This is a genomic window from Paenibacillus sp. EC2-1 (assembly GCF_049311625.1).
GTDB lineage: Bacteria > Bacillota > Bacilli > Paenibacillales > Paenibacillaceae > Paenibacillus_AQ.
Map to the genome: position 1 here is coordinate 5,071,720 of NZ_CP186006.1, position 23,850 is coordinate 5,095,569.

The window sequence follows — 23,850 nt, forward strand, 5'->3', positions numbered from 1 at the left end:
AGACTCTTCTCGTAAAGTGAATACGACGTTAAAAACATCCAACTTTTATGTAAAATTATTCATTAGATGTTTCATCCCCTAGCTAGCCGGGTAAGTTCGTATCAAGAGCAACGAAGAGGAACCCAGACCCTTTCTCTTCTTGCCGTATCATGGACCACTCCCAAAAAAATTAGCCATGCCGTGTTTCTTCCCCCGAAACCCGGCATGGCTAATTTGTTTTATTTTGATCATAAAATGGATATAAAAGTTAAGCACGCTTCTGTGTCATTTCGCTTGTTTGAGCCACAGATTTATTATATGCAGGTACCTCAGTAAGCTGCGTCTTTGCTTCCGGTTTACCGTCCTTCAGATACACAGCCCAGTATGCCAGTGCAACGAACACGGCTCCTCCCGTCAAATTACCTAACCACACAGGAATAAAGTTCATAACATATTCGCCCCAGCTGAAATAACCTTCAAAGATCGCTGCCGGGATCAAGAACATATTCGCCACTACGTGCTGAAATCCGATCGCTACGAAGGCCATGGTCGGGAACCAAATCCCAAGAATTTTGCCGCTCATTGAATCAGATCCATAGGATAGCCACACTGCGAGTGCAACAAGCCAATTGCAACCAATCCCCGAAATAAACGCCTGCAGGAAGCTATCATCGAGCTTATGTCCCGCCATATCCACGAGCTTATCCAGATAGACCCCACTGCTGGTCAGTCCAACCACATGCCCAAAGAAATAAGCAACAAAAAGCGCGCCTACAAAGTTACTGAGTGTAATCAGCGTTAGATTCTTAAAGACTTCGCCCCAAGTAATACGCTTGGATATCTTGGCCAGCGACACCGCCATCATATTACCTGTAAGCAGCTCACCACCGGCAAGCAGTACTAAGATAAGACCAACTGGAAACACCGCTGCTCCGATAAACCCGGCAATGCTTCCCCACTCCTTGGGTGCGCCAGCGATGACTCGTATATCAAGCAAAAAACCGAGTGCTATAAATGCTCCAGCTAAGAAGCCAAGAATGAGTACGGTTAAAAGCGGATTATGCGCTTTTTTGACGCCATTTTCCACTGTGATTTCTGCAATCTGTTGCGGCTTATAAAATGCCATCTCTCTATCCCCTCTATCCCTATTGACTTTGTATCCTGTAAAACAGTTGCTCTGTATTTTCATGAATTTTATCGTTTGTTTTCATTGTAACGCAGACGAAAAATTTCGAACGTAAACTATGTCACGTTTCTGTTGTTTCCTGCATCGGCTCAGCACTTCTACGCTTTATGGCTTTAAATGAGTTTTCTTTTTCATTATAATGACGGAATGGATGGGTCATACATCGGGAAATCTATCTAAATAAACATCTAGGAGACTCCATTTATGAGTTTGAAACACAAGCTGCTTCGCAAGAAGCCGATCCCCGTGCTGCACGGTGGAGAAGTTCGTTCTTCTTTAAAAAAACAACTGGGTGCTATGGACCTCATCGTCCTTGGTGTAGGCTCGATTGTGGGAACGGGCATTTTTGTATTAACAGGTGTCACAGCCGCTACTCACGCAGGTCCAGGACTTATCCTCTCGTTCATACTGGCAGGCATTGTCTGTGTATTCTGCGCGTTATGCTACGCAGAGTTTGCCTCAACTGTACCTGTATCAGGGAGTGCCTATACCTACAGCTACTCTACATTCGGTGAAGGGGCCGCTTGGATTCTAGGTTGGGATCTCATATTGGAATATGGCTTTGCCAGTGCACTTGTCGCCAGCAGCTGGTCCGGATACATTCAGGGCATATTGTCCGGATTCGGTATTCACCTGCCAAAGGCTATTAGCAGTGCTTTTAATCCAGCAGCGGGAACCTACATCGACATACCAGCCATCCTAATTGCATTAACCATTGCTTGGATCATATCCCGAGGTGCTAAGGAATCCACGCGTCTGAACACATTCATGGTATATCTCAAGGTTTCTGTTGTTCTCCTATTTATCGTCGTTGGGGCATTCTTCGTTAAACCAGATAACTGGACACCTTTCATGCCTTTCGGATTCGAAGGGGTGGTGACGGGTGCTGCAATTGCCTTCTTGGCATATGTCGGTTTTGATGTTATTGCTACAGCAGCGGAGGAGGTTAAACAACCACAGAAAAATCTCCCCATTGGCATTATAGGATCCCTCGTTATCGTGTCCATTCTGTATGTGGCTGTTACAGCAGTGCTTACCGGACTTGTACCTTATAATCTGCTAAACGTGAAAGATCCCGTCGCGTTTGCACTTCTGTATATCCAGCAGGACTGGATGTCTTATTTCATCTCCCTTGGTGCAGTCGCCGGTCTGACTACCGTTCTTATGGGCGTGATGTATGGACAATCCAGACTACTGTATTCACTGGGTCGTGACGGACTACTTCCTAAAAAAATGAGCTCTGTTGACCCGAAAACCCAGTCTCCGAAATTCAGCACTTGGGTAACGGGTATTGCCGTCGCTTTGTTCTCCGGCTTGGTTCCACTTGGTCACCTAGCCGACCTGACAAGTATCGGCACATTATTTGCCTTTATTTCTGTATCGCTCGGGATCATCGTTCTGCGCAAAACCCATCCAGATCTAAAGCGCACCTTCCGTGTGCCTTTTGTTCCATGGCTACCGTTAATCGCTGCCATAAGCTGTGTCTACCTGCTAACAACGCTGCAGACGATCACTTGGATCGGCTTTATCATTTGGCTACTCATTGGTGTTATTATTTACGCAGCATACGGATATCGAAACAGCAGACTGGGTAAAAACGAACTGGGGGATGCGGAGTAAACCTCTTATCTCTCTACAATTAACAAAGGGACCGTTCCAATAGCACACATGTGCTGGAATGGTCCCTTTATTCAAGGACGGCCTTATATTTATTAATCAAGAGACCAAACCGCTTCTCCCTCCAATAACGGAATCGCAAAGGTCAGCTTCAAATCCTTGGCGTTCTTGCTGACTTCATAAGGAATTTCTCCACGAAGCACCTGATCTGGTGCAACAACACCGTCAAGACTCTGTTTAATATCAGAAGTCACTACAGGCATATGCGTCTGACCACGGTCATCCGATAAACTAAACGAGAGGGCTGAGGACACAACCTGCTCCTTGTCTCCTGTGTTAACCACGGTAATTTCAAGTACCTTCAGGACGTTTCCTTCCTGTGGCTTCAAGTAGTCGTCCCCGGCTGATTCCCTGATCGAATCGACTCGAATAATCATGCCATGATAATTAAGCCATTCACCCAGACTGGCTGGTTGATCTGAAGGTTCCTCTATTGTCTTCGACTGAACTTCAGTTAGAATGGAATCCAAATTCTCTGGTTCACGATTCGGCTCATTCCCAGTCTCCGTCTGCTTCTCACCTTTATCCTTCTGTGTCATTGTCGTCGTTAAGGTCTCTTTAAAAGAATCTGGTTGATTATCATTCGAGCATGCTGCTGTCAGTATTAATCCGCATATAGCCGCTGTTATGATGATCATTCTGCGTATTGTCATCGTTTCGTATCCCTCCAACATTAACTTCTCTTCTCTATAGCTTAAATAATATTTTCGCCATATCCTTCCATATTCCTGCCAAAAAGACAAAAAAAGCCCCCCTTTACAGGGAGGCTTTAAAGCGAATTATACGATTTCATGGTGTAATAACCTCAAAAATGTCGATTACGTGTGACTTAATTGTTCACTCTTCACTTCAGGCAACGCTGCAAGTCCGGCAGAATTGAGGAAGTTCCAAGGTTTATTGTAATGCGGTTGGAAGAAGAAATCTACAAATGCCAGCTGGTCAATGGTCATTTTATTCTGGATACATACCGACAAGGTATTCATCGATTGTGTTAGATCTGCCTCCGAAATGATCTGGGCACCAACCATTCTACGACTATTTTTCTCAAACACAACCTTTAAGGTTACCGATTCAAAGGTCGGCATGAACTCCGGCCGGTAATGATCCGTGATCGTGACGGTATCCACATCCATATTCTCATCTGCACAAGCTCCTTCTGTTAGCCCAGTTGAAGCAATGTTCAAGTTATATATTTTTAATCCCGAGGTTCCTTGAGTTCCCAAATACTCGGTTGTTGGCTGCACCAGATTCCGGGCCACGAGCGTTCCCATCCGGACAGCATTCGTCGCAAGAGGAATATACGTATTCTTCCCTGTTGGGTTATAGTGAACGGAACAACTATCTCCAGCTGCGTACACGTCCTTCTTACTCGTCTGCATATATTTATCTACAATGATCGCACCATTCGGAAGCATATCTACTTGGCCTTTTAGCAACTCTGTGTTAGGGCGGAATCCGATACAAAGAATAACCAGATCGGTTTCAATCTCACCCTTATCTGTAATCACACGGTTGACCTTTCCATCTTGACCTTGAAAAGATTGCACTGTCTGATTGAGTGCAAGCTCAATACCTTTTTCTCGGAACGCATCTTCAATCTTATCGCTGAATTCCGCATCCAAGTACTTATTCAGTATTCGATCTGCACTGTCAATCAACGTAACCTGTTTACCATTGGCCTCGAAAGCCTCTACCAGTTCTACTCCTATATAGCCTGCCCCAACAACGGTAATATGTTTGGCTTGCTTAGCTTTATCTATAATCGTATTCGAATGGCTGTAGTTCTTGGAGAGCAATACATTATCAAGTTCAATTCCATCCAGCTTAGGCACAATTGGCCATGAGCCTGTCGTCACAATCAGCTTATCAAAACTGTCCTCAAAAGTTTCCCCTGTCTCCATACGACGTACCTGCAACGTCTTTTTGTCTGTATCCACCGATATAACTTCATGAAGCATCTTCGTGTTCACACCAAGTTCAGCAAGTTTCTCTGGTGATGAATAGAACAATCCATCTGGATCCTTCACAACGCCACCGACATAAAGAGCAATACCACAAGACAAGAAAGAGATATTATCATTGCGTTCATACACGGTAATATCAGCATCAGGATAAAGATTAGCTGTATTAACTATAGCTGCCGTTCCGGCATGTGTACATCCGATTACTGCTACTTTCATGATTGGTTCCTCCTCAGGATGGATCTGTACTTGTTTAATATGGTCGTCTTCCTACACAATCATGCTTCACATTCGAAGATAATGTGAAAAATTTCACCTTAACTTCTTGTTACCCATTATAGTGTGATAAATTTCACATTGCAAGAGACATTCGTTAATCTTTACACTTTGTTCACATTTTCACAACCACAGTGTGATATATCGCACCGACACAAAAAAACCACCGAATCAAGGCGTAAAGCCTCAATCCAGTGGTTATCCTAATAGCTAAGTTCAACTGTATAAACGAGTTATCCAAGCAGCGATTCGATGGCTTCCTTCATGACTTCAGGTGCTTCTTTCGGCTCAAACCGAGCAGCCACCTTACCGTTACGATCCACTAGAAATTTCGTGAAATTCCATACGATTTCCCCATCTGGTGAATCACCGGGTTGCTCCTTCTTTAAGTAACGGAATAATGGATCTGCCGCTTCCCCATTCACAACTACTTTAGCAAATACAGGGAAGGTGACACCATAGTTAATCTGGCAGAATGAAGCTGCCTCTTCACTCGTACCTGGCTCCTGTGCGCCGAATTGATTACAAGGGAATCCAAGAATCTCTAAGCCCTGAGCCTGATACTGATCATAGAGCTTCTGAAGCTCTCCGTATTGTGGAGTCAACCCGCATTTGCTGGCTGTGTTCGCAATCAGTATGACTTTTCCCTTATATTGCTCTAAGGAGACCTCCTGCCCTGCTGGATTGACTGCTTTCATCTCGTAAATTGTCATCTTCATTTCCTCCTCATTGTAGGTACTGTTGTAATGCTTCACATGCTTCTTCATAAGCTGGTAGCAATAATTTCACCGTTTCCTTGTAGGTATCGATCCGGCCCTCTTTAGCAGCCGTCTCAATCTGGGTCAATATGTCAGATAAACGGACAATTCCCAGACTTAAACTGCTTGATTTAAGATCATGTGCTACAGCCGCAATCCTATCCGTGTCAAGGTCCTCTCCAGCCTGCTGAAGGTCATTTATTTTTCCTGGTGTATCTTCAGTATACATTTGAAAAAGAACGGATAACAAATCGCTCTCTTCCCCCTTACTCAGAGCTTGAATTTCCCGAATGATTGAATCATCGAGAATCAACGATTCTTGAGCATATGGAAGCCATCTTCGCAAAATTTTTGCAAGCGGTCCCACTGTGGATGGTTTCGGTAAGTAATCATTCATCCCAGCATTCAAACATTGCTCCAGCACACTTTCACTTGCATTGCCTGTTAATGCTATGATCGGAACATGTCCTGACGCCTTGGCGGTTTCATGTTCTCGAATTCTTACAGCAGCTTCCAAACCCTTTATCTTCGGCATCATATGGTCCATAAATATTAATGAATAATTTCTTCTCCGGGCTGCAAGGATGACTTCTTCGCCGTCGTTAACGGTATCAACATCGTGAACACCCAGCTTTCTAAGTTGCATCACGATCACTTGACGATTAATGGGGTTATCTTCAGCAACAAGAACCGGCGCTGACACATTCACTGTACGGTTATCTAATCGTTCTAGATCCAGATTTGAATGGTTTTGTGGATCCTCATGATCAGAATTCACAGCTCGGTCACCTTTTTGAAGCTGAACTTCAAACCAGAAACAGGAGCCTTTTCCTGGCTCACTATCCACCCCGATCTGTCCATTCATTAGTTCAACAAAAGATTTACATATCGAAAGCCCGAGTCCAGTACCGCCATACTGAGGTGAACTCCCTTCATCTGTCTGAGTATAGGGCTGGAATAGTCTATCCTGATCCTCCAACGATATTCCGATCCCGTTATCCTCTACCTCAAAGCGGATATACTGGTAATCCTCTGCGTCTTCTAGCAATTTCACTCGTAGGTTCAGATGGCCATAGCTCGTAAATTTATTCGCATTGCTCAACAAGTTGAGTAAAATTTGAGTCAATCGACCAGAATCTCCGATGAGATTCTCATTCAATTCCTCATCTATATGAAATAGTAGGATATTCCCATTATTTTTAATTTTAATATCAAGTAGTTTAACGATATGGTCAATTATGCTCTTAATCCGAACTTGCTCCGTCTTGAGTTCCATTTTGCCAGCATCTATTTTAGATAAATCCAGCAGGTCATTGATCATATTTAATAATAATCCCGCTGAATCTTGTATCACATTCATCATTTCACGGTGTTCAGTAGATAGCTCTTCACTCTCTATAAGCTCCGTCATACCAATAATACCGCTCATCGGGGTTCTAATCTCATGACTAATCATGGCTAGAAGTGAACTCTTGGCTTCGTTGGCCCGCTCGGCAGCAATACGTGCCTCTGTAAGCTCCGCATTTGTCTTTGCTAATTGACGTTGTAAAGTAACTAGTTCGTTATTCATTGCGGAAAACTCAGTTAATGCCTTTTCTTCCTGTGCTTTACTGCGAATAATTTGGTCAGATAAACGCTCGATCGTATTCTTCAAATGATCCATTTCACTATTGGATGGTTGCAAGGGATTACCCCCTTCCTGGTGGTTTACACCACCCTCGTACTCAACTATTAATTATAGGAGTAACAAGCTCTTCTGCTAAAGATACCGTAGTCTCGGCATCTGGCGCATATCCATCGGCACCTACTTCTTGCCATAAGTTTGGATCTAGATTAAAGGGAAAGCCCCCAACCATGATCTTTACGCTGCAAGCAGAAGGTTCCGCTTTGATCTTCATGATCAACTCGCGCACCAGATGAACGTGATAAGTCATCGTAGCAGAAATAGCGATTAGATCCGCTTTATATTCCACAATAGCTTGCACTATACTCTGGTCAGGTACATTGGCACCCAAGTAGTAGGTATCCCAGCCCTCCATCTCAAACGTATCCGCAACCATGCGTAGTCCGATCTCATGCATTTCACTTCCAACACAAGCTGCTATCATCCGCAGACCCTTGTGTCCTTTTCCGATCCAATGAGGGTAGAGACTCGATATAATCGACTGCGTAACCGCGGTACAATAATGTTCCTGTGCAACAGTAAGCGTCTTATTATGCCATAAACGTCCAATCTCATATTGGGTTGCTTGAAAAATATGCTTATACAATGCTTTAACCGGAACACCTTCATCCATGAGCTGATGAACGATAGCTACAGCTTGTCGTCGCTCGCCATCTAGTAATGCCTTCAGATAAGCCTCCGCCTCTGCAGCTAAAGGGCTATCCGGCTTAATAAAACTTGGAGTTGGGGACGCTGGCTCATTCATTGCTAATTCGAGATGCTTCAGAACCAACGATTTGTCAGGATGCTCGAATTTCTCAACAATTGCCTCTCTAATTGTCTCCAGATTCACTCTCACATCCTCATCAGATACCTTGTATCCTGCAAGTAAAACTTTTAGCCAAGATACATAGTGAATAAACAGTGTCGAACTGTTCACAAGAACGCTCTCGGCTAAGTAATTCAAGGTGTATAACGAATCCTGTTTGGTTCTCATTCTGCCTAAGGGGCCGAAACGCTCTATCAAATCAGGTTGCCGTGTATACTGTTTGTCCGTAACCCAATCTGCCAAATCTCCCGCCTGAGTTAACAGTTTCTCTCCTGCGGTGCTATGTTGTATGCTCAGGGTGCATACCTCCTCGCACTATTCACTCCGCCGAAACCGTGATCACTGCTGTTCAACCGATTCATTATTGTTCTGTAAGAGTTATAAGAAAGCCGGGCTGTTCATCAACAGACCGGCTCCCATTCTGATAGTCCTATCACTACTTCCTGTGCTCTCTCAACTCACGTCCTGTACAGCAGACAGGGCGATACATACTCTTGAGAAAAACCTTTTGTGAAAGATATTCCTATCTATATGATGAATGAATAGTATTTTCTGGTTATCTGTATTATAACGCAAATCAGATCATATTTCGAACGCAGAGGGTAGGATCCTGTCGAATTATGTTAACCCCACTAAAATAAAAACAAAAAAATCCTTCTCCGACTTGCGTCGAAAGAAGGATTTGACACTTCATTATCTACTGTTACTATTCTGCCTTGCCTTGAGCCAACTTAACTAACAGATGAGCAAGCTTATGCTGCTCTTCCTGTGTGCCGACTTTCCACAATTCTTGTAACAATTTCTCTTCACTGTTACGTGGTTCTTCGTTCGCGGCCAAATATCCGGCCACCTTCTCAGCTGCTTGAGCAAGCTGTTCATCATTCAAGCCGATACTTTGTGCCAGTTGAATGCGCTGGTGTAAATACGATTTGAAAGAGTCGAAGTTCTTTAAAATTCGATCCTTTTCGCCATCGTCAATCCGGCTGATTGCGTCATCCATCTTACTCATATCCAAATCACCATTTTTCTTCACTACATGATTATGTTCAGACATGGTAACGCCTCCTTATACATTGACTATGGTAACGTATTTTACTTAACCTGCCCAAAACAGCTTGAATCTATGAATTTACATTATTCTTGCATCGATTAGCGATTACGGCCACGACGGCCAACGCTTTGGCTTCGTCCACCCTCACGGTTCGCAGTCCCACCTCGGCTTGGTCCGTTCGTTCCACGGCCGCCGCCTGAGGTTCTAGCCTTGCCAGCTCCCTCTGGAGCTTTACGCCCGGAGCCTGTACCACCTTTGCTCCAACCGCCCTGACCACGATCACTGCTCGGTGCACCTGATCTTGCCCCTTGACGTGTATCCTGTCTGCGATTGTCTTTATTCTTCCGTGCACTTCCTGTCCCTGCCGAAGCCTCACTGCGACTACCGCGAGCTTCTTGGGAACGCGAAGCGTTACCACCACGTCCTCCTGCCTCTGGACGTCTGCGCCCCTCACCTCGATCATAGTCACGTGCAGCAGAGATATCCCGAGCACGGCTTGTGCGGTTGCCACTGCTGCGATCCGATCCGGAACGATCACGATCACGTGACGCTCCTGAAGCCGTTCTGCGTGGTCTGCCTTCACCTAAACTACTATTTCCGGTAGATTCACGCATCTCACCGCTTGCACCATCCCAGCGAGTCCGTTTCAGACGTAGTGAAATGCCCTGTTCGATCTTCTCCAGCTCTCCACGATCTCTTGGAGATGCGAATGTGATGGCCATACCATTACCACCGGCACGGCCTGTCCGGCCAATTCGGTGAATATAGCTCTCTACATCATGCGGAATATCGTAGTTAAATACATGAGTGACACCTTCCACGTCTAATCCCCGAGCCGCAACATCCGTTGCTACCAGAAGCTGTAGCTTCGCATCCCGGAATCGCTTCATTACCGCTTCCCGTTTGGCTTGAGACAAATCACCGTGGAGCTCGTCTGATTGATAGCCGTGAGCTAACAATGCTTCGTTCAGTGTCGATGCCCGGCGTTTCGTCCGGCAGAAAATAATCGCCAAGAACGGACGATACTGTTCAATCATACCTCGAAGTGCGTCCTGCTTAGCACGGTCACTGCACTCCACAACTACTTGCTTAATCTGCTCAAGTGGGATTGGGGAAGCACCTTTAATTACAATATCCTCTGGCTGGTTCATATAGTTACCTGCCAGCTGCTTCACACCTGCAGGCATCGTAGCGGAGAACAACATGGTCTGGCGACGATACGGAAGTGCTGCAATAACAGCTTCTACTTCATCCAAAAATCCCATGTGCAGCATCTGATCAGCCTCGTCTAGAACGAGTTGTTTTACGCCACCAAGCTCCAATGTACCCCTGCGTAAATGGTCCAGAAGTCTTCCTGGTGTTCCGATGATTAGATGACGTCCACCCTCCAGCTTACGAAGCTGTTTCTCCACATCTTGACCACCATAAACAGCCAAGATTTTCACTCCATCTTCTGCTCCGGAAGTCAGCTTTCGTGCTTCCTCTGTTATTTGGAGAGCAAGTTCACGCGTAGGCGCTACAATCAGCGCTTGTGGATATGCGCGTTTCGGGTCAATCCGCTGCAGAATGGGTAGCAGAAAAGCAAGCGTTTTGCCTGTCCCGGTGCGTGCACGGGCAATGACATCCTTTCCAGCCAGCAGTGGAGGAATGCTCTCCAGCTGTACCGGCGTCGGCACGGTAATTCCTTGTTCTTTTAGCGTCCGTACCATTTGTTCGTCAATGCCCAATTGTTGAAAGTTCGGCAAACGTTCCACCTCATTTATAGTATTTCCCGGTAACATCCGGATTGTTTAGAGTGACATTCCAAAAGAAACTGACAAAAGCTTCGCTCTCTGGTAATGTCAGTGTATAGTTCATATTTACGACAAGGAGGTACTTGTATGAATGCAGTTCAGCTTATACTAGCCTTCCTCGTGCTCATGTTGCTGTTCGGAATCATGAACCTGACCATTAATTATATCACGCGCAGGGATCGTAAGGGTCAAGTTTCCTTGCGAATGAAGCTGTGGCTCATTCCGACCTTGTCCACATTTATCATTGTACCTGTCCTGATATTTTCTGTCTTGTTCGACTTGTTATTTCATTCAACAGCTAACTACACTCAGATTATATCCTATGAGAATGTAGGCAGCCTGCTCAGTTTTGCACTAGTTGTTCTCGTCTTATTTCTCCTATTCGAGAGTCTAGTCCATCCCGTTAGCATCGGCCTACTAAGGTTATGGCTTGGAAGGGATGCTTCCATCTATACCAAACAGTGCATCACGATGATCACAGATACCTGTCTCCTGTATTTGATCTCTATAGTTATTCCAGGTTTCCATGTTAGTGGGTTTCTTCAGGCTCTAACCATTGCAGTATTCTACCATCTTATCGAATGGTTTCTTATGGGGGTACAGACCTTCATTCATCACCGAAAGCAGCTACGCTCTTCCACGTAAGAGTGTTACAAGCCTTTCAAGCTTTAGAACCTTCCCGATTTAAAAATGGAGTACAGCAGCCAGGCCACCATAAGCAGCGCTACAATAAATCCAATCTCAATCGCTGGAAAATTCCATAGCATCGTCGGTTGACGGCTTAAAGATGAACCGATGATCAAGCCGACCATGATGATGCTAAACGCCAGCAGTACTATGCTGAAGGATAGGCGATTACTGATCTGATCCATTTTACGCATGAGTGCCTGTAGTTCAGGTACACTGATCTCTACCTTCAGCTTCCCCTTACTAATCAGTGCAGACAATTGTCTGGCCTGTCCTGGTAGATCGAGCAACCCTTCGGCAAGACTTGTTACCCCATCTAACACCTTACGCCCGATCCGGCGAGAATTGTAACGTTCCTTAAGTAATTTACGACCAAAGGGCTCAGCCATGTCGATGATACTGATCTTTGGATCCAGCTGCTCAATAACACCCTCAAGGGTTAGTAATGACTTTCCGAGCAGTGTTAAATCTGCTGGCAGAATGATCTGATGACGCTGCGCCACACCGAATAGATCACTAAGCGCCTTTCCCACTTTCACCTGGGCAAAAGGAACATCCAAATATTCATTTCTCAGTCGTTCCATATCGGATCTTAAACTCTCAAGATCACATTCATCCGGTACTAATCCCATGCGGAGAATGGAGCGAATCATGCCATCCGTACTCCGCCGCATCAGTGCGATAATCAGCCCCGATAGATGGCCCTTCATATCCTCACTCAGGTGACCCACTAAGCCAAAATCCAAGAATACCAGCTTCCCGTCTTTCTTCACCAGTAAATTACCGGGATGAGGATCCGCATGGAAAAAACCTTCAATAAATATTTGGTGGAGCATGCCCTCGATTAAACGCTCGGCTACCGCCTTCAAGTCATATCCCTTGTCCGCAAGTTCCTTGCTTCTACTCAGGGTAATGCCCTCAACATATTCCATCATAAGTACTCTAGATGTTGTATATTCCCAGTATATTGAAGGTATCTCAAAGTCCTTGCTCTCGATAAACCCTGCAGCGATCTTCTCTGAATTCCGCGCTTCATGACTATAGTCCATCTCGGTCAAGACCGCACGGGCAAATTCGTCTACAATCCGATCAACCCGGTATTGTTTCACCCAATCCCAATGTTTCTCCGCTAAAGAAACCATGTCCTTCAGAATTTCAAGATCTCTTCCAATCATCTTCTCAACACCAGGGCGCTGAACTTTTATGGCAACCGTCTCTCCGCTCTTCAATACCCCGGTATGTACCTGACCGATCGAAGCTGCGGCAAGCGGCTGGTCCTCGAATGAGCGAAGCACCTGATCAATAGGAACCCCCCATTCATGCTCAATCAGTGCCCTGGCGCTTTCTGAAGAAAAGGGAGGCACCCGCTCCTGCAGTTTCACCAATTCCTGTATAATATGGTCCGGTAAAAGATCCGAACGCGTGCTAGCCAACTGGCCAAACTTAACGAAGGCCGGACCTAAATCTTCGAGTACTCGCCGAATTCTCTCACCCAGTTTAATGCTCTCCGGCTCCTCATGAGATATCCATCTCACAGGAAGTGAGAGAATATGAAACAGTCCCATCTCCTCCACCATATAGCCAAAGCCATGACGCATAAGCGCCATGGCGATTTCCCGGTACCTTCCGGCATGTCTAATACGAACAGCCATTTATTCGGACCGTGGCCCTTCCAGCTCTTCTACTTTCTTCTCCAGAGCCGCAATCCGCTGTTCCAGGCTGACGATATCATTCTCTGTCGGAACATCCAGTTCAGATAATACACGCTTTACTTGATCTTGAATGAACGTCTTAATTTGGGACTGCTCTTCATCTCCGCGCTCAATAAGGCGACTCACAAGCGCTTTAGATTCATCCGGGGCTAGCTCTCCCCGCTTCACCAAATCATCCACTACTTTTTCAACTTTTTCCTTGCTGACTACGGTAAGGCCTAATCCTAGCGAGATTGCTTTTTTAAAAAGATCACTCATGGTTTTTTCCTCCCGGTCTTAGTCTTAGGTTCATTATACCCTGAATACATATAAGAAAAAAACGGCGTGCTTCCACGAACATAAAAGTCCCGATAAACAATTATCCTGGGAAACGTGATGCCCATTTCGCAGCCTGTGTGATCATGGATCTCACTGGTGGCTGGATAAACGTTGGCTCGTGGTGACCTGGCATTAAGAATACGACTCTTCCAATCCCATAAGTGTGACACCAAGCTGCCGGCCAGAATTGTCCCTCATGCTCATATTGAAGCAATACGGTTTTATCTGTGAAAGGATCAAATATGAAGCGGTAGGCTTCTTCCTCAAGTTCGAACGGTTCAATCCCTTTCATAATATCATGTCCAGGTGCAGCTGGAGTGAACGACAGCTTTTGAATGGGTGGGTGGCCGTCAAATCTTGCTCCGATTAACTGAGCCAGTTCATATCGATTAGCAAGTGTAATCCCGTTATGAATGACTAGTAGTCCGCCGCCGCCACTTACATAAGACAGTAGTCCTGCCGTTTGCTGTGGAGATACCTTCTCATCCCATAAATCGCTATAAGCGATACAGAGATCGTAAGGGTACAAATTGCTTTCCTTCAACATTTTATGATTCTCAGTGCACTGCACCGTAAACTTATCATTCAATAAGTGAGAGATTTGTGTATCGATTCCTTGAAGCGGGTGAAATTTAGGATGCGTATAGCTTCCCAGTAATAGTGCTTTTTTTCTATCCATTAGATAGAGACCTCCTTGCTTAATTAAGTGTATCTTGCATACGCTCTTCTTATTACGGTACTATCAATTTTCCCGATATGCACGTAACATAGTCACATTTAAGAAGAAATCGTTGTCTGAGCAAAATATCGTCCAAGTTCAACCATCATACTGCCCATTCGTTCCTCTTCCGGCACAACCTTCACTACGACCCCTTCTTCACGGAGGCCTTGAGCCGTTACTTTACCGACAGCAACTGCGATGACATTATCTTTGAACGCATGGATTAATGCATCAAACTTGCCTTCTTTGCGGGCATGTTCAGATAAGAAGCGGAACTGAGGAGCACTGGTGAACGTTACCGCATCGACCTTACTCTCCAGAATCTCTCCGAGCAACAGTTCAAGATCTTGCTCTTCTGGCGGAATATGCTTATAGGGAAGGATCTGATCGATCTCTGCGCCTTTCTCCTGCAGCCACTGCACGAGCTTCGGAGCAGATTCGCCGTGGAGTTGTAGCATAACACGTTTTCCTTCGAGATCATGTGCTTCAAATGAACGAATTAATCCTGCGGTACTCCCGTCGTCGTCTCTTACGATCGGTGCAAGCCCTCGCTTTTTCAAAGCATTTACAGTCTTATAACCTCTTGCTGCAATCGATGTATTCGCTAATATTTCAAGCAACTTGTCCAGTACGTCCATCTGCTCGGCTGTGTTCAGAATGGCTTCTAATCCGATTCCCGTTGTAAACACATTCCAGGCCGGGGGTTCGCTAACCCAAGCAGTAATAGACGCCCGAAGCGCTTCATCATCCAAAAAAACAGTTCCCTGAGCAGGACGAAGCACTGGTGTTCCGCCCATTTTCTCTACCAGTTTCGCCATATCTGTTGCTTTACGAGGACCCGCAAGTGCGATAACCTTCCCCTTCATATGTTGCCCCAATCATTTCGCCTCCCGTTCTTGCCTTCGAATAAACCTACTGTGTTTTGTTATTTAATACAGTATACTTGCCTTGCTTATATATATAAAGCCACTTTGGTCTTATTTCCGTTTGAAACTCCTTTTGTATTTGCACTTAGAGGCGCTGTATGTATGAATCGTTTCTATAAAACCACAAAAAGCAGGCAGCAACGGGACAAACCCTTGGCTAGCCTGCTTTTATTATATGAACTGGTCAAACAACAACCAGGAGTAAATCCTTCAATTAAGCCTGAGGTGCACCTGGTACAAATGCACTTACATCCACACCAAGTCCTGCAGCAAGACGACCTCCAAGGCCAGCATCTGCACGGAAGAAGTTGCACAGTGCACGCATCTGAATATCCTGCTTCACTTGACTAAGGTCCGCAACAAGATTGCGGAGGAGATTCGCTTGCTGCTCAGCTGTAAAAGAGCGGTATAGCTCACCGGCTTGCGTAAAGTCGTCCGTCTTCTCAATCTTCTGGCGTGTGACATGACCAACCAAAGGAGCTTCGCTCTCACGATAGGATGGGTCTTCACTCAGCCCGCTTGTATAGCTGTTTGGCTCATAGTTAACCGGTGACGGATCTTGATTCACATTCATGAGTCCATCACGCTGATGATTTCTAACAGGTGCGTATGGACAGTTGATTGGTATTTGCAAATAATTCGCTCCAAGACGGTGACGCTGTGTATCTGGGTAAGAGAAGAGTCTACCTTGAAGCAATTTATCCTCAGATGGTTCAATTCCCGGCACAAGTGCACTTGGTGAGAATGCAGCTTGCTCTACCTCTGCAAAAAAGTTCTGCGGGTTCCGATTCAGTGTCATGGTACCAACAGTCACGAACGGGAAGCGATCTTCCGGCCAAGTCTTTGTTGGATCCAGTGGATCGAATGACAGGTCATCCATCTCATCTGGAGACATCATCTGGACAACCAGACGCCATTTCGGGAAGTTTCCTTCAGCGATGTTCTCGCGCAGATCTCGTGTCGCATGGTTAAAGTCCTGTCCCTGCACTTCTTGAACCTCATCCGCACTCAGTGTCTTAACACCCTGCTGGGATTCCCATTTATATTTAATGTATGTGACTTTCCCTTCCGCGTTCACCCACTTGAAGGAATGGACACTAAAGCCGTCCATTTGACGATAATTTGCAGGAGTACCGTGATCCGAGAATAACCAAGTCATCATATGAGTAGATTCCGGAGTCAAGGTCATGAAATCCCAGTAGCGTCCAGGCTCTTGAATGTTACTCTCTGGTGATGGCTTTAACGAGTGGACCATATCCGGGAATTTAATCGCATCGCGGATAAAGAATACCGGCAAATGGTTACCTACGATATCGTAGTTTCCTTCTTCCGTATAGAATTTAACGGCAAAGCCTCTCGGGTCACGAGCCGTCTCTGGTGATCCTGTTCCGTGAATTACGGTGGAGAATCGGACAAATACCGGTGTTTCTTGGCCCGCTTCTTGTAGGAAAGCTGCACGGGTATATGATTTCATACTATTCTCAACAACAAAGACACCATGTGCTCCTGCGCCGCGAGCATGAACGACCCGCTCTGGAATACGTTCTCTGTCAAAATGAGCGATTTTTTCAATCAGGTGATAATCTTCCAATAGCGCAGGACCACGGCGTCCTGCTGTTTTTGAATTTTGGTTATCGGCTACAGGAGCCCCTTGGTTTGTTGTCAAACGATGATCCATATTTATTCCTCCAATTAATCTATATTTGATTTTAGACTGAATCTAAATTTATAAATTAATTGTATCATCCCTTTATGCCCTCTTCATGATCAAAAGATGATCCTTAAATGAAGATCACATGAACAGACATCCAGCAAGATAAAAAAAGAGGAATCAGTCCGCCAAGCGGTATCCGACTCCTCTAACCGTTGTGATATAACGCGGGGAACCCGCTTTATCACCAAGCTTTTTTCGCAGACTTTTAATATGAACATCGACGACATTACTCCCCCCAAGAAAATCAGTATCCCAGATTTCACTCATCAGATCTTCTCGGGTACATACACCGCCCTCACGATTCAGCAGAAGGGTCAGAAGGCTATACTCTGTCTTCGTTAAATGGATGACTGTGCTTGCACGTTCCACTATCATTTTATCCCGATCAATGCTCAAGTCCTTGAATACTTGCTGGCCTACGCTCTTGCTCTCTTCCTTAGACAATGGGGATACCGAATATACACGAATAGCTCGCTGAATCTGATACATCGTTGTCTCTTTAGAGCGAGCTGGCCATACCATTAATTCCTCCTGTAGCAAGCTTCCGCTTGCACGACTCATCAGATCTGCACTAACCAAGTACATCACTGGAACACGCATGTGTTCGATCTGAGGAATCAACTGATTCCGCTCCACTTCAAACTGCTCAGCGTCGGTGCATCCTGTCAGATCGGCCAAGACTAATCCCGTATACAGTGCAGAATGCAGCTCCGGCTCCCACTGCCGCATCACCATGACATCAAAACAATTCTCAGACAAGATCCCAACTAATTCATGAACGCGGGCCGGATTCTTACTGATCATAGCTGCGCGAAAAATGGATACTGGACACTTATTGTCTGTCATCTCCTCGGGGGTTGGACGTCCGTAAAGACTTCCCCCTTGCCGGCCTTTCATCGGAATTCGTTCAATTACTTGTTCCGCTTGATTTGGCATTCTGGGCACACCCCCCCAAATACTACATGTGCATGATTAATAACGTACCCCGTCTCTTCTGTGACTGTTTCTGTCCACTCCTTGGGAACCTCTGTCATCACTTCATCTACCTTGCCACAGATTTCACACATAATATGCTGATGTTCATCCGTACGAGCATCGTAGCGGCTCATTCCTTCACCGAGCTTCAATTCCCGAATCAACTGTTTGTCAGTTAAGTAACGAAGTGAATTATAAACGGTTCCGTATGCCAGATTATTACCTTTCTCCACTAACCTGTTCATAATGTCTGCTGCGGTGGGATGGTCCTCTGAATGCCGGACTATATCATAAACTGCTTGTCGTTGTGTCGTTAAATTTAATGATTTCAAGGTATTCACCCTTTTTGATTTATTTTTAGATCAAGTATAAATCTTATTTCTAATCAGGTCAATCCATCTAACTGGTGTGATTCTTTAACATTTCTTAAGAAACGATTAATAAATAATTTAATCCAGTTGTCTACACTACAATTATTAGATTTATGCAAATACATATAACTGGAGGCGTTTAATTTAGCGATGGATACCATATCAAGACGATCATCGGAACCTCAAACGATATTTCAGCGGAAACGGAAAAAGCAATCTCGGCTATCACTCATCCTTCTCACGCTAGGCGTTATCTTCGTCTCTGTTTATATCATAAGAATATTCATCCCACCACAAATGAAAGTGGCATCTGCTGTGCTTATCAATGCAGATACCGGTAAGGTCCTATATTCATATAATGGAGATCAAGCACTTCCACCTGCTAGCATGTCCAAAATGATGACCGAGCTTATCGTTCTCGAAGCAATTGCCTCGAAGCAGCACACGTGGGACGAGATTGTATCGATCAGCCATTATGCTGCAAACGTCCCCGGGTCACAGATAGGGATTGAGGATGGTGAAAGTTACAGTCTGAAGCAATTGTTCGATTCTCTTGTTATCCATTCAGCTAACGATGCTGCAGTCGCCATTGCAGAACATATCAGTGGATCTGAAGCTGCCTTTGTGCGACTCATGAATACAAAAGCCCGGGCAATTGGTCTATCCGCCAAAACCGTGTACGCCAATGCCTCTGGTCTGACAGCAGATGATCTCGAAGATTTCTCCGAGGCAGCCTCTTCCTCAGATACGATGATGACGGCTCAGGATGCTGCCAAGCTCACGAGATGGCTTCTTCATAACTATCCAGAAGTACTTGAAGTGACCCGTCAGAAAGAAATCTCCATCCCTCAGCGACAAGTATCCTTACGAACGACCAATCTTATGTTGCCTGGTGAAGCTCATGCTTATCGAGGCACAGATGGTTTTAAGACTGGGTACACTCGGCAAGCAGGCTACTGCTTCACGGGAACGGCTGAGCGAGGCGGAAGCCGTCTGATCTCTGTTGTGATGGGCGCTGCTGATTCTGATGAAAGATTTACAGAAACACGTAAGCTACTCGACTATGGATTCCGCAGGCATAGTACATTATGGGATACCTTAACTTCCTTTTTAGGGTAAACTAAATGCTAGTTCTAAGTATTGGGGGCGTTTGTCATTCGAAGTATATTAGTGGTAGATGACGATAAGGAAATCGCAGGACTGATCTCAATCTATTTGGAGAACGAGGGGTTTCAAGTCATCAAAGCACATGATGGTGAAGAGGCGCTTATGCAGCTGGAGACCAGAGCAGGCTCTATTGATCTCGTTATCCTAGACGTGATGATGCCTAAATTAAATGGGATGGAGGCTTGCCGAAAGATCAGAGAAACATCATCCATTCCGATCTTAATGCTGAGTGCCAAGAGTGAGGATATGGATAAAATTCTCGGGCTCATGACCGGAGCAGATGATTATATGATCAAGCCATTCAATCCGCTGGAGTTAACTACAAGGGTGAAATCCCTTCTGCGGCGATCGCTGCAATACAATGCAGAGCAACCGCAGGCTATCCCGGATTGCCTGCACTTAGACGGACTTGAAATAAACCGTACCACACATGAAGTTTTGGCTAACGGTCTACACATATCACTCACTGCCAGAGAATTCGATATTCTGTATTTGCTTGCCCGGCAGCCAGGACGAATCTTTAGCGCGGAGGATATTTTTCAGCAGGTGTGGAAAGAGAAATATTACGTTTCGAACAATACGGTTATGGTACATATCAGCAATCTTAGGGACAAGCTAGAAAAGGAACTTGGTTATAAACTCATTCAGACGGTGTGGGGCGTTGGGTATAAGATCAATGCGTAAATTTCAGTGGAAGCTTATTACTCTCTTTTTCGTAAGTTTAGGACTGACTGTACTTATATTGTTCGGCATTCTACTCCTCGCCAGATATCTTGGACGCACCTATTGGGCTGACCCATGGATTGAATTGATATTTCGAATTAATCGCGGGACGGCTAGTTTTTTTGGATTCCCGATTCTTGCCACACTCAGTGGGATCCTGCTCTTCGTTGGGATTGTCCTCCTGCTAAGTAGAAAAACAATTGTGACGATGAATCAATTAATGGAAGGGACCAATCGTCTTGCACGGGGAGAGTTGGATCAGGAAATTCGTGTGAAATCTGATGATGAATTCGGACTCATGGCCGATCATATTAACCGAATGGCTAAACAGCTGAAACTTTCCATGGAAGAGGAGCGTATGGCTGTACAAGCTAAGAATGAACTCATCAGCAACGTATCTCATGACCTGCGCACGCCTCTAACGTCCATTATAGGTTATCTACGACTTGTTAACGAAGACCGCTATAAAGATGAAGTTGAACTTCGGTATTATACAGAGATAGCATTCGAGAAGTCGCTCAGACTTGGAAGACTGGTGAACGATCTCTTCGAATACACAAGGATGGGACACTCCCCGCTGAACCTTGCAGATATTAATCTTGTAGAACTGCTTGGTCAGCTTGCCGCTGACTTTTCCTTGGCAGGGCATACACGTCACGATAACGTGCAGGTTGTGTTCACAGCCGCTGAAGAGAAGATCATTATCCATGCAGATGGAGATAAATTAATGCGCATCTTCGAGAACCTTCTCTCCAATGCTGTTCGTCATGGAAAGGAAGCAGGTAGAATCAATCTAACCGTTAGACAAGATGCACAGCACGCTGTTGTACAGGTTATTAATTTTGGACCCCCTATACCGCCTCATGCCGTTGACCATATCTTTGAACGATTCTACCGTGCAGATGCTTCACGTACAGACAAAACAGGAGGGGCAGGTCTAGGTCTTGCAATTGTCAAAAGCATCGTAGACGCACATCACGGTATAATACGTGTAAGTAGTACGCCAGCACAGACGATATTTGAGGTTCATCTACCGTTAAAAGAAGTCACCACTCCATAAATATTAGCAACATTTTCGTATATTAATCGACAAACAATTCCATTTTCCGATAAAATAGGAAAAACGCTAACAGCATAACTAGCGAATCTATACCGTTGAAAACGGTATGTGAGAGGAATGGAATGCTTCTTATTATGATTAACATACTGTTTGCTAACTTCTGCATGTTCGTTACTTTCTTGTACATTTCAGGTTTATTGTCCCAGAGATATGTCGTAGGCGTTCAGTCTCCTTCCTATATTGTAAAGATAAATGCTGGACTGCTCTTTGGGATCTACGGCATCATTCTGATGTATTATGCATTTCCCATCAGCCCACTGTTAATTTCTGATCTCAGGCATTTAGCAATTGTTGTTATCGCGAGCTATTTAGGCTGGCTTCCGTCCCTTATTGCAGGCTTTCTGATCGGGGTTGGGCGTATGCTCTTGTTCGGTCTGACCGCTTCCTCAATAAGTGCAGCCATAGGCACTTGCCTCATCGGGATCCTATGCGGATTGGTCTCTTGTTATCGTGGAAAGCGACTCGTCAAAATGCTAATTATGAACCTGATAAGCCTGCTCATTATCTTGTTAACGCTGCTTATCAATCTGAAAGAACGAGGTAATATCTTCGAATTGTTCACGATTCAGCTAGTTATTTCTACGCTCGGTACTCTAATTATCTATACCTTAACTGAGCATATTAACGCATCTAATAAACTGTTTCTACAGATGAAAAAAAATTCAGAAACCGATCACCTCACCAGTCTGAACAATCTGCGTCAATTCGAGCAACTTCTATTAGAGCGATTCATGGAAGCTCAACATTTCAATGAAAGACTCGGTGTTCTCGCTGTCGATATTGACCATTTCAAAAAAATAAACGACACCTATGGTCATGCTGCGGGAGATGTTGTCTTGCAGCAGCTAGGCAGGTTGCTAAAGAGCCATACTCGCTCCTTGGATGAGGTGTCACGAAATGGTGGCGAAGAGTTCTCGGTCTTGGTCCCTGGAGCATCACGGGGAGAAGCGACTGCACTTGCTGAGAGAATTCGGATTGCAGTGGAGAATCATTCCTTTGAGCTACCAGACGAAACGAAGTTAAAGATCACCGTATCTATCGGAGCTGCGGTGCATCCAGATACGATACACGCTACAGATGCTAAGGATTTACTTGAGCAGGCTGACCGAGAGCTGTACAGAGCAAAGCATGCTGGACGGAATCAGGTGTGTATTGCTTCTGGTCGCTAATACGTAGATAAAAGATCAACTGGTGTTACTCACATAAACGAACGAAGGATCCGCCCATGATGGAACGGATCCTTCTTCATATACTCATCGATTTATTTCAATATTTCTTCAATCGCTGTCAGCGTATCGGGCGATAATTTAATCCCTGAAGCCTTTACATTCTCTTCTACTTGCTCTGGCCTGCTTGCACCCACAAGTGCACTAGCTACATTACTCTGCCTCAAGATCCATGCAAGTGCTAGCTGTCCCACACTAATGCCGTGCTCGTCCGCAATACGGCCAAGTGCCTGTACTTGGTGTATCCGCTCCTCACTAATCTTCAGTCGATCCGATCCAAGCTTTGAAGCACGGCTATTCTCCGGAACTTTCTCTGCAGACGCATACTTCCCAGTTAGAACGCCTTGGGCAAGTGGAGAATAGACAACTTGACCAATTCCCTTCTTCTCCCCGAGTGGAATAATCTCTTCTTCAATACTGCGTTCAAACATATTATACAGCGGTTGATTGACGACAATCCGATCCAGTAGATAACGATCCGCTACCGCTAATGCTTCCTCCATCTGAGCTGCTGTCCACCTGCTGACACCGACATACAGAACCTTGCCTTGACGAACTAGGTCATCTAGAGCACGAAGGGTCTCCTCGACCGGCGTTTCTGGATCAAAACGATGGCAATAATAAATGTCTACATAATCGGTGCCAAGACGCTTTAAGCTGGCATGGCACTGTTCCATAATATGTTTACGGGAAAGTCCCTGATCATTCGGACCGTCGCCCATCTTCCCGAATACTTTTGTCGCAAGTACATAAGATTCACGCGGAAATGCCTTTAATGTCTCTCCCACAACCACCTCAGCTGCCCCTTGTTCATAGACATTAGCTGTATCGAAGAAGTTAACACCCAGTCCATACGCTGTTTGAATGGATTTCACCGCATTCTCACGCTCTACATAGCCACCATAAGTCAACCAGCTACCCAGACTAATCTCACTTACCTTTAATCCGCTATTGCCTAATCTTCTAAACTCCATATGGGGAAAACCTCCTTGCGATAAATAAATATACTCTATATTT

Annotated in this window: 22 protein-coding genes; 6 read left to right on the plus strand and 16 right to left on the minus strand. The window is 45.2% G+C overall.

Features of this window, described 5'->3' with window-relative positions; all coding sequences use genetic code 11:
- Positions 1-247: 247 nt before the first annotated feature.
- Positions 248-1,105 (minus strand): formate/nitrite transporter family protein, encoded by an 858-nt coding sequence (locus ACK8P5_RS23855; RefSeq protein ID WP_422658659.1) that lies wholly within the window; start codon positions 1,103-1,105, stop codon positions 248-250.
- Between the two features lie 264 nt (positions 1,106-1,369).
- On the opposite strand from ACK8P5_RS23855, the gene ACK8P5_RS23860 reads away from it, so the two are divergent.
- Positions 1,370-2,785, plus strand: a complete 1,416-nt coding sequence (locus ACK8P5_RS23860; protein ID WP_422658660.1) for an amino acid permease — start codon at positions 1,370-1,372, stop codon at positions 2,783-2,785.
- A gap of 92 nt (positions 2,786-2,877) precedes the next feature.
- Here the strand turns inward: ACK8P5_RS23860 and ACK8P5_RS23865 are convergent, their stop codons facing one another.
- From ACK8P5_RS23865 to ACK8P5_RS23895, 7 genes are all read right to left on the minus strand, one after another.
- The gene (locus ACK8P5_RS23865; protein WP_422658661.1) at positions 2,878-3,585 is read right to left on the minus strand and encodes a DUF4352 domain-containing protein; all 708 of its coding nucleotides are present in this window, start codon (positions 3,583-3,585) and stop codon (positions 2,878-2,880) included.
- A gap of 75 nt (positions 3,586-3,660) precedes the next feature.
- Positions 3,661-5,022: an FAD-dependent oxidoreductase gene (locus tag ACK8P5_RS23870; protein WP_422658662.1), complete on the minus strand. Its 1,362-nt coding sequence runs from the start codon at positions 5,020-5,022 to the stop codon at positions 3,661-3,663.
- Positions 5,023-5,312: 290 nt separating this feature from the next.
- On the minus strand, positions 5,313-5,792 hold the full coding sequence (locus ACK8P5_RS23875; RefSeq protein WP_422658663.1) for a glutathione peroxidase: 480 nt from the start codon (positions 5,790-5,792) through the stop codon (positions 5,313-5,315).
- 13 nt (positions 5,793-5,805) lie between these two features.
- On the minus strand, positions 5,806-7,521 hold the full coding sequence (locus ACK8P5_RS23880; protein ID WP_422658664.1) for an ATP-binding protein: 1,716 nt from the start codon (positions 7,519-7,521) through the stop codon (positions 5,806-5,808).
- 40 nt (positions 7,522-7,561) lie between these two features.
- Positions 7,562-8,572, minus strand: a complete 1,011-nt coding sequence (locus tag ACK8P5_RS23885) for a cobalamin B12-binding domain-containing protein (protein ID WP_422658665.1) — start codon at positions 8,570-8,572, stop codon at positions 7,562-7,564.
- A gap of 463 nt (positions 8,573-9,035) precedes the next feature.
- Complete coding sequence (locus ACK8P5_RS23890; protein ID WP_422658666.1) at positions 9,036-9,383, minus strand: DUF3243 domain-containing protein; 348 nt, start codon at positions 9,381-9,383, stop codon at positions 9,036-9,038.
- A 95-nt stretch (positions 9,384-9,478) separates the two neighbouring features.
- Positions 9,479-11,161 (minus strand): DEAD/DEAH box helicase, encoded by a 1,683-nt coding sequence (locus tag ACK8P5_RS23895; RefSeq protein WP_422658667.1) that lies wholly within the window; start codon positions 11,159-11,161, stop codon positions 9,479-9,481.
- A 99-nt stretch (positions 11,162-11,260) separates the two neighbouring features.
- Here ACK8P5_RS23895 and ACK8P5_RS23900 point away from each other — a divergent pair, with 99 nt between their 5' ends.
- Positions 11,261-11,818 (plus strand): hypothetical protein, encoded by a 558-nt coding sequence (locus ACK8P5_RS23900; protein WP_422658668.1) that lies wholly within the window; start codon positions 11,261-11,263, stop codon positions 11,816-11,818.
- A 23-nt stretch (positions 11,819-11,841) separates the two neighbouring features.
- On the opposite strand, the gene ACK8P5_RS23905 is transcribed toward ACK8P5_RS23900, so the two are convergent.
- The 7 genes from ACK8P5_RS23905 to ACK8P5_RS23935 all read right to left on the minus strand — a co-directional run bounded on the left by ACK8P5_RS23905 (position 11,842) and on the right by ACK8P5_RS23935 (position 18,558).
- Positions 11,842-13,512, minus strand: coding sequence for an ABC1 kinase family protein (locus tag ACK8P5_RS23905; protein ID WP_422658669.1), 1,671 nt, complete (start codon positions 13,510-13,512; stop codon positions 11,842-11,844).
- Positions 13,513-13,830 (minus strand): phasin family protein, encoded by a 318-nt coding sequence (locus tag ACK8P5_RS23910; RefSeq protein WP_422658670.1) that lies wholly within the window; start codon positions 13,828-13,830, stop codon positions 13,513-13,515.
- 100 nt (positions 13,831-13,930) lie between these two features.
- Positions 13,931-14,569, minus strand: coding sequence for a ThuA domain-containing protein (locus ACK8P5_RS23915; RefSeq protein ID WP_422658671.1), 639 nt, complete (start codon positions 14,567-14,569; stop codon positions 13,931-13,933).
- Positions 14,570-14,667: 98 nt separating this feature from the next.
- Positions 14,668-15,489: a uroporphyrinogen-III synthase gene (locus ACK8P5_RS23920; RefSeq protein WP_422658672.1), complete on the minus strand. Its 822-nt coding sequence runs from the start codon at positions 15,487-15,489 to the stop codon at positions 14,668-14,670.
- Positions 15,490-15,751: 262 nt separating this feature from the next.
- Positions 15,752-17,215 carry a catalase gene (locus ACK8P5_RS23925; RefSeq protein WP_422658673.1) on the minus strand — a complete coding sequence of 488 codons (1,464 nt, stop codon included), beginning with the start codon at positions 17,213-17,215 and terminating at the stop codon, positions 15,752-15,754.
- Positions 17,216-17,368: 153 nt separating this feature from the next.
- Complete coding sequence (locus ACK8P5_RS23930; protein ID WP_422658674.1) at positions 17,369-18,187, minus strand: winged helix-turn-helix domain-containing protein; 819 nt, start codon at positions 18,185-18,187, stop codon at positions 17,369-17,371.
- Entirely contained in the window at positions 18,163-18,558 is a 396-nt protein-coding gene (locus tag ACK8P5_RS23935; RefSeq protein ID WP_422658675.1) for a Fur family transcriptional regulator, read from the minus strand. Before ACK8P5_RS23935 ends, ACK8P5_RS23930 begins: the two co-directional genes overlap by 25 nt.
- A gap of 189 nt (positions 18,559-18,747) precedes the next feature.
- On the opposite strand from ACK8P5_RS23935, the gene ACK8P5_RS23940 reads away from it, so the two are divergent.
- From ACK8P5_RS23940 to ACK8P5_RS23955, 4 genes are all read left to right on the plus strand, one after another.
- Entirely contained in the window at positions 18,748-19,716 is a 969-nt protein-coding gene (locus ACK8P5_RS23940) for a D-alanyl-D-alanine carboxypeptidase family protein (protein ID WP_422658676.1), read from the plus strand.
- Between the two features lie 36 nt (positions 19,717-19,752).
- Positions 19,753-20,448 carry a response regulator transcription factor gene (locus tag ACK8P5_RS23945; protein ID WP_422661568.1) on the plus strand — a complete coding sequence of 232 codons (696 nt, stop codon included), beginning with the start codon at positions 19,753-19,755 and terminating at the stop codon, positions 20,446-20,448.
- A complete protein-coding gene (locus tag ACK8P5_RS23950) occupies positions 20,441-21,547 on the plus strand; it encodes a sensor histidine kinase (RefSeq protein WP_422658677.1) in 1,107 nt (368 codons plus the stop codon). The genes ACK8P5_RS23945 and ACK8P5_RS23950 overlap by 8 nt, the downstream gene beginning before the upstream one ends.
- 134 nt (positions 21,548-21,681) lie before the next feature.
- Entirely contained in the window at positions 21,682-22,776 is a 1,095-nt protein-coding gene (locus ACK8P5_RS23955) for a GGDEF domain-containing protein (protein ID WP_422658678.1), read from the plus strand.
- A gap of 92 nt (positions 22,777-22,868) precedes the next feature.
- Here ACK8P5_RS23955 and ACK8P5_RS23960 read toward each other — a convergent pair whose 3' ends face one another.
- Positions 22,869-23,807, minus strand: a complete 939-nt coding sequence (locus ACK8P5_RS23960; RefSeq protein WP_422658679.1) for an aldo/keto reductase family protein — start codon at positions 23,805-23,807, stop codon at positions 22,869-22,871.
- Between the last annotated feature and the right edge of the window lie 43 nt (positions 23,808-23,850).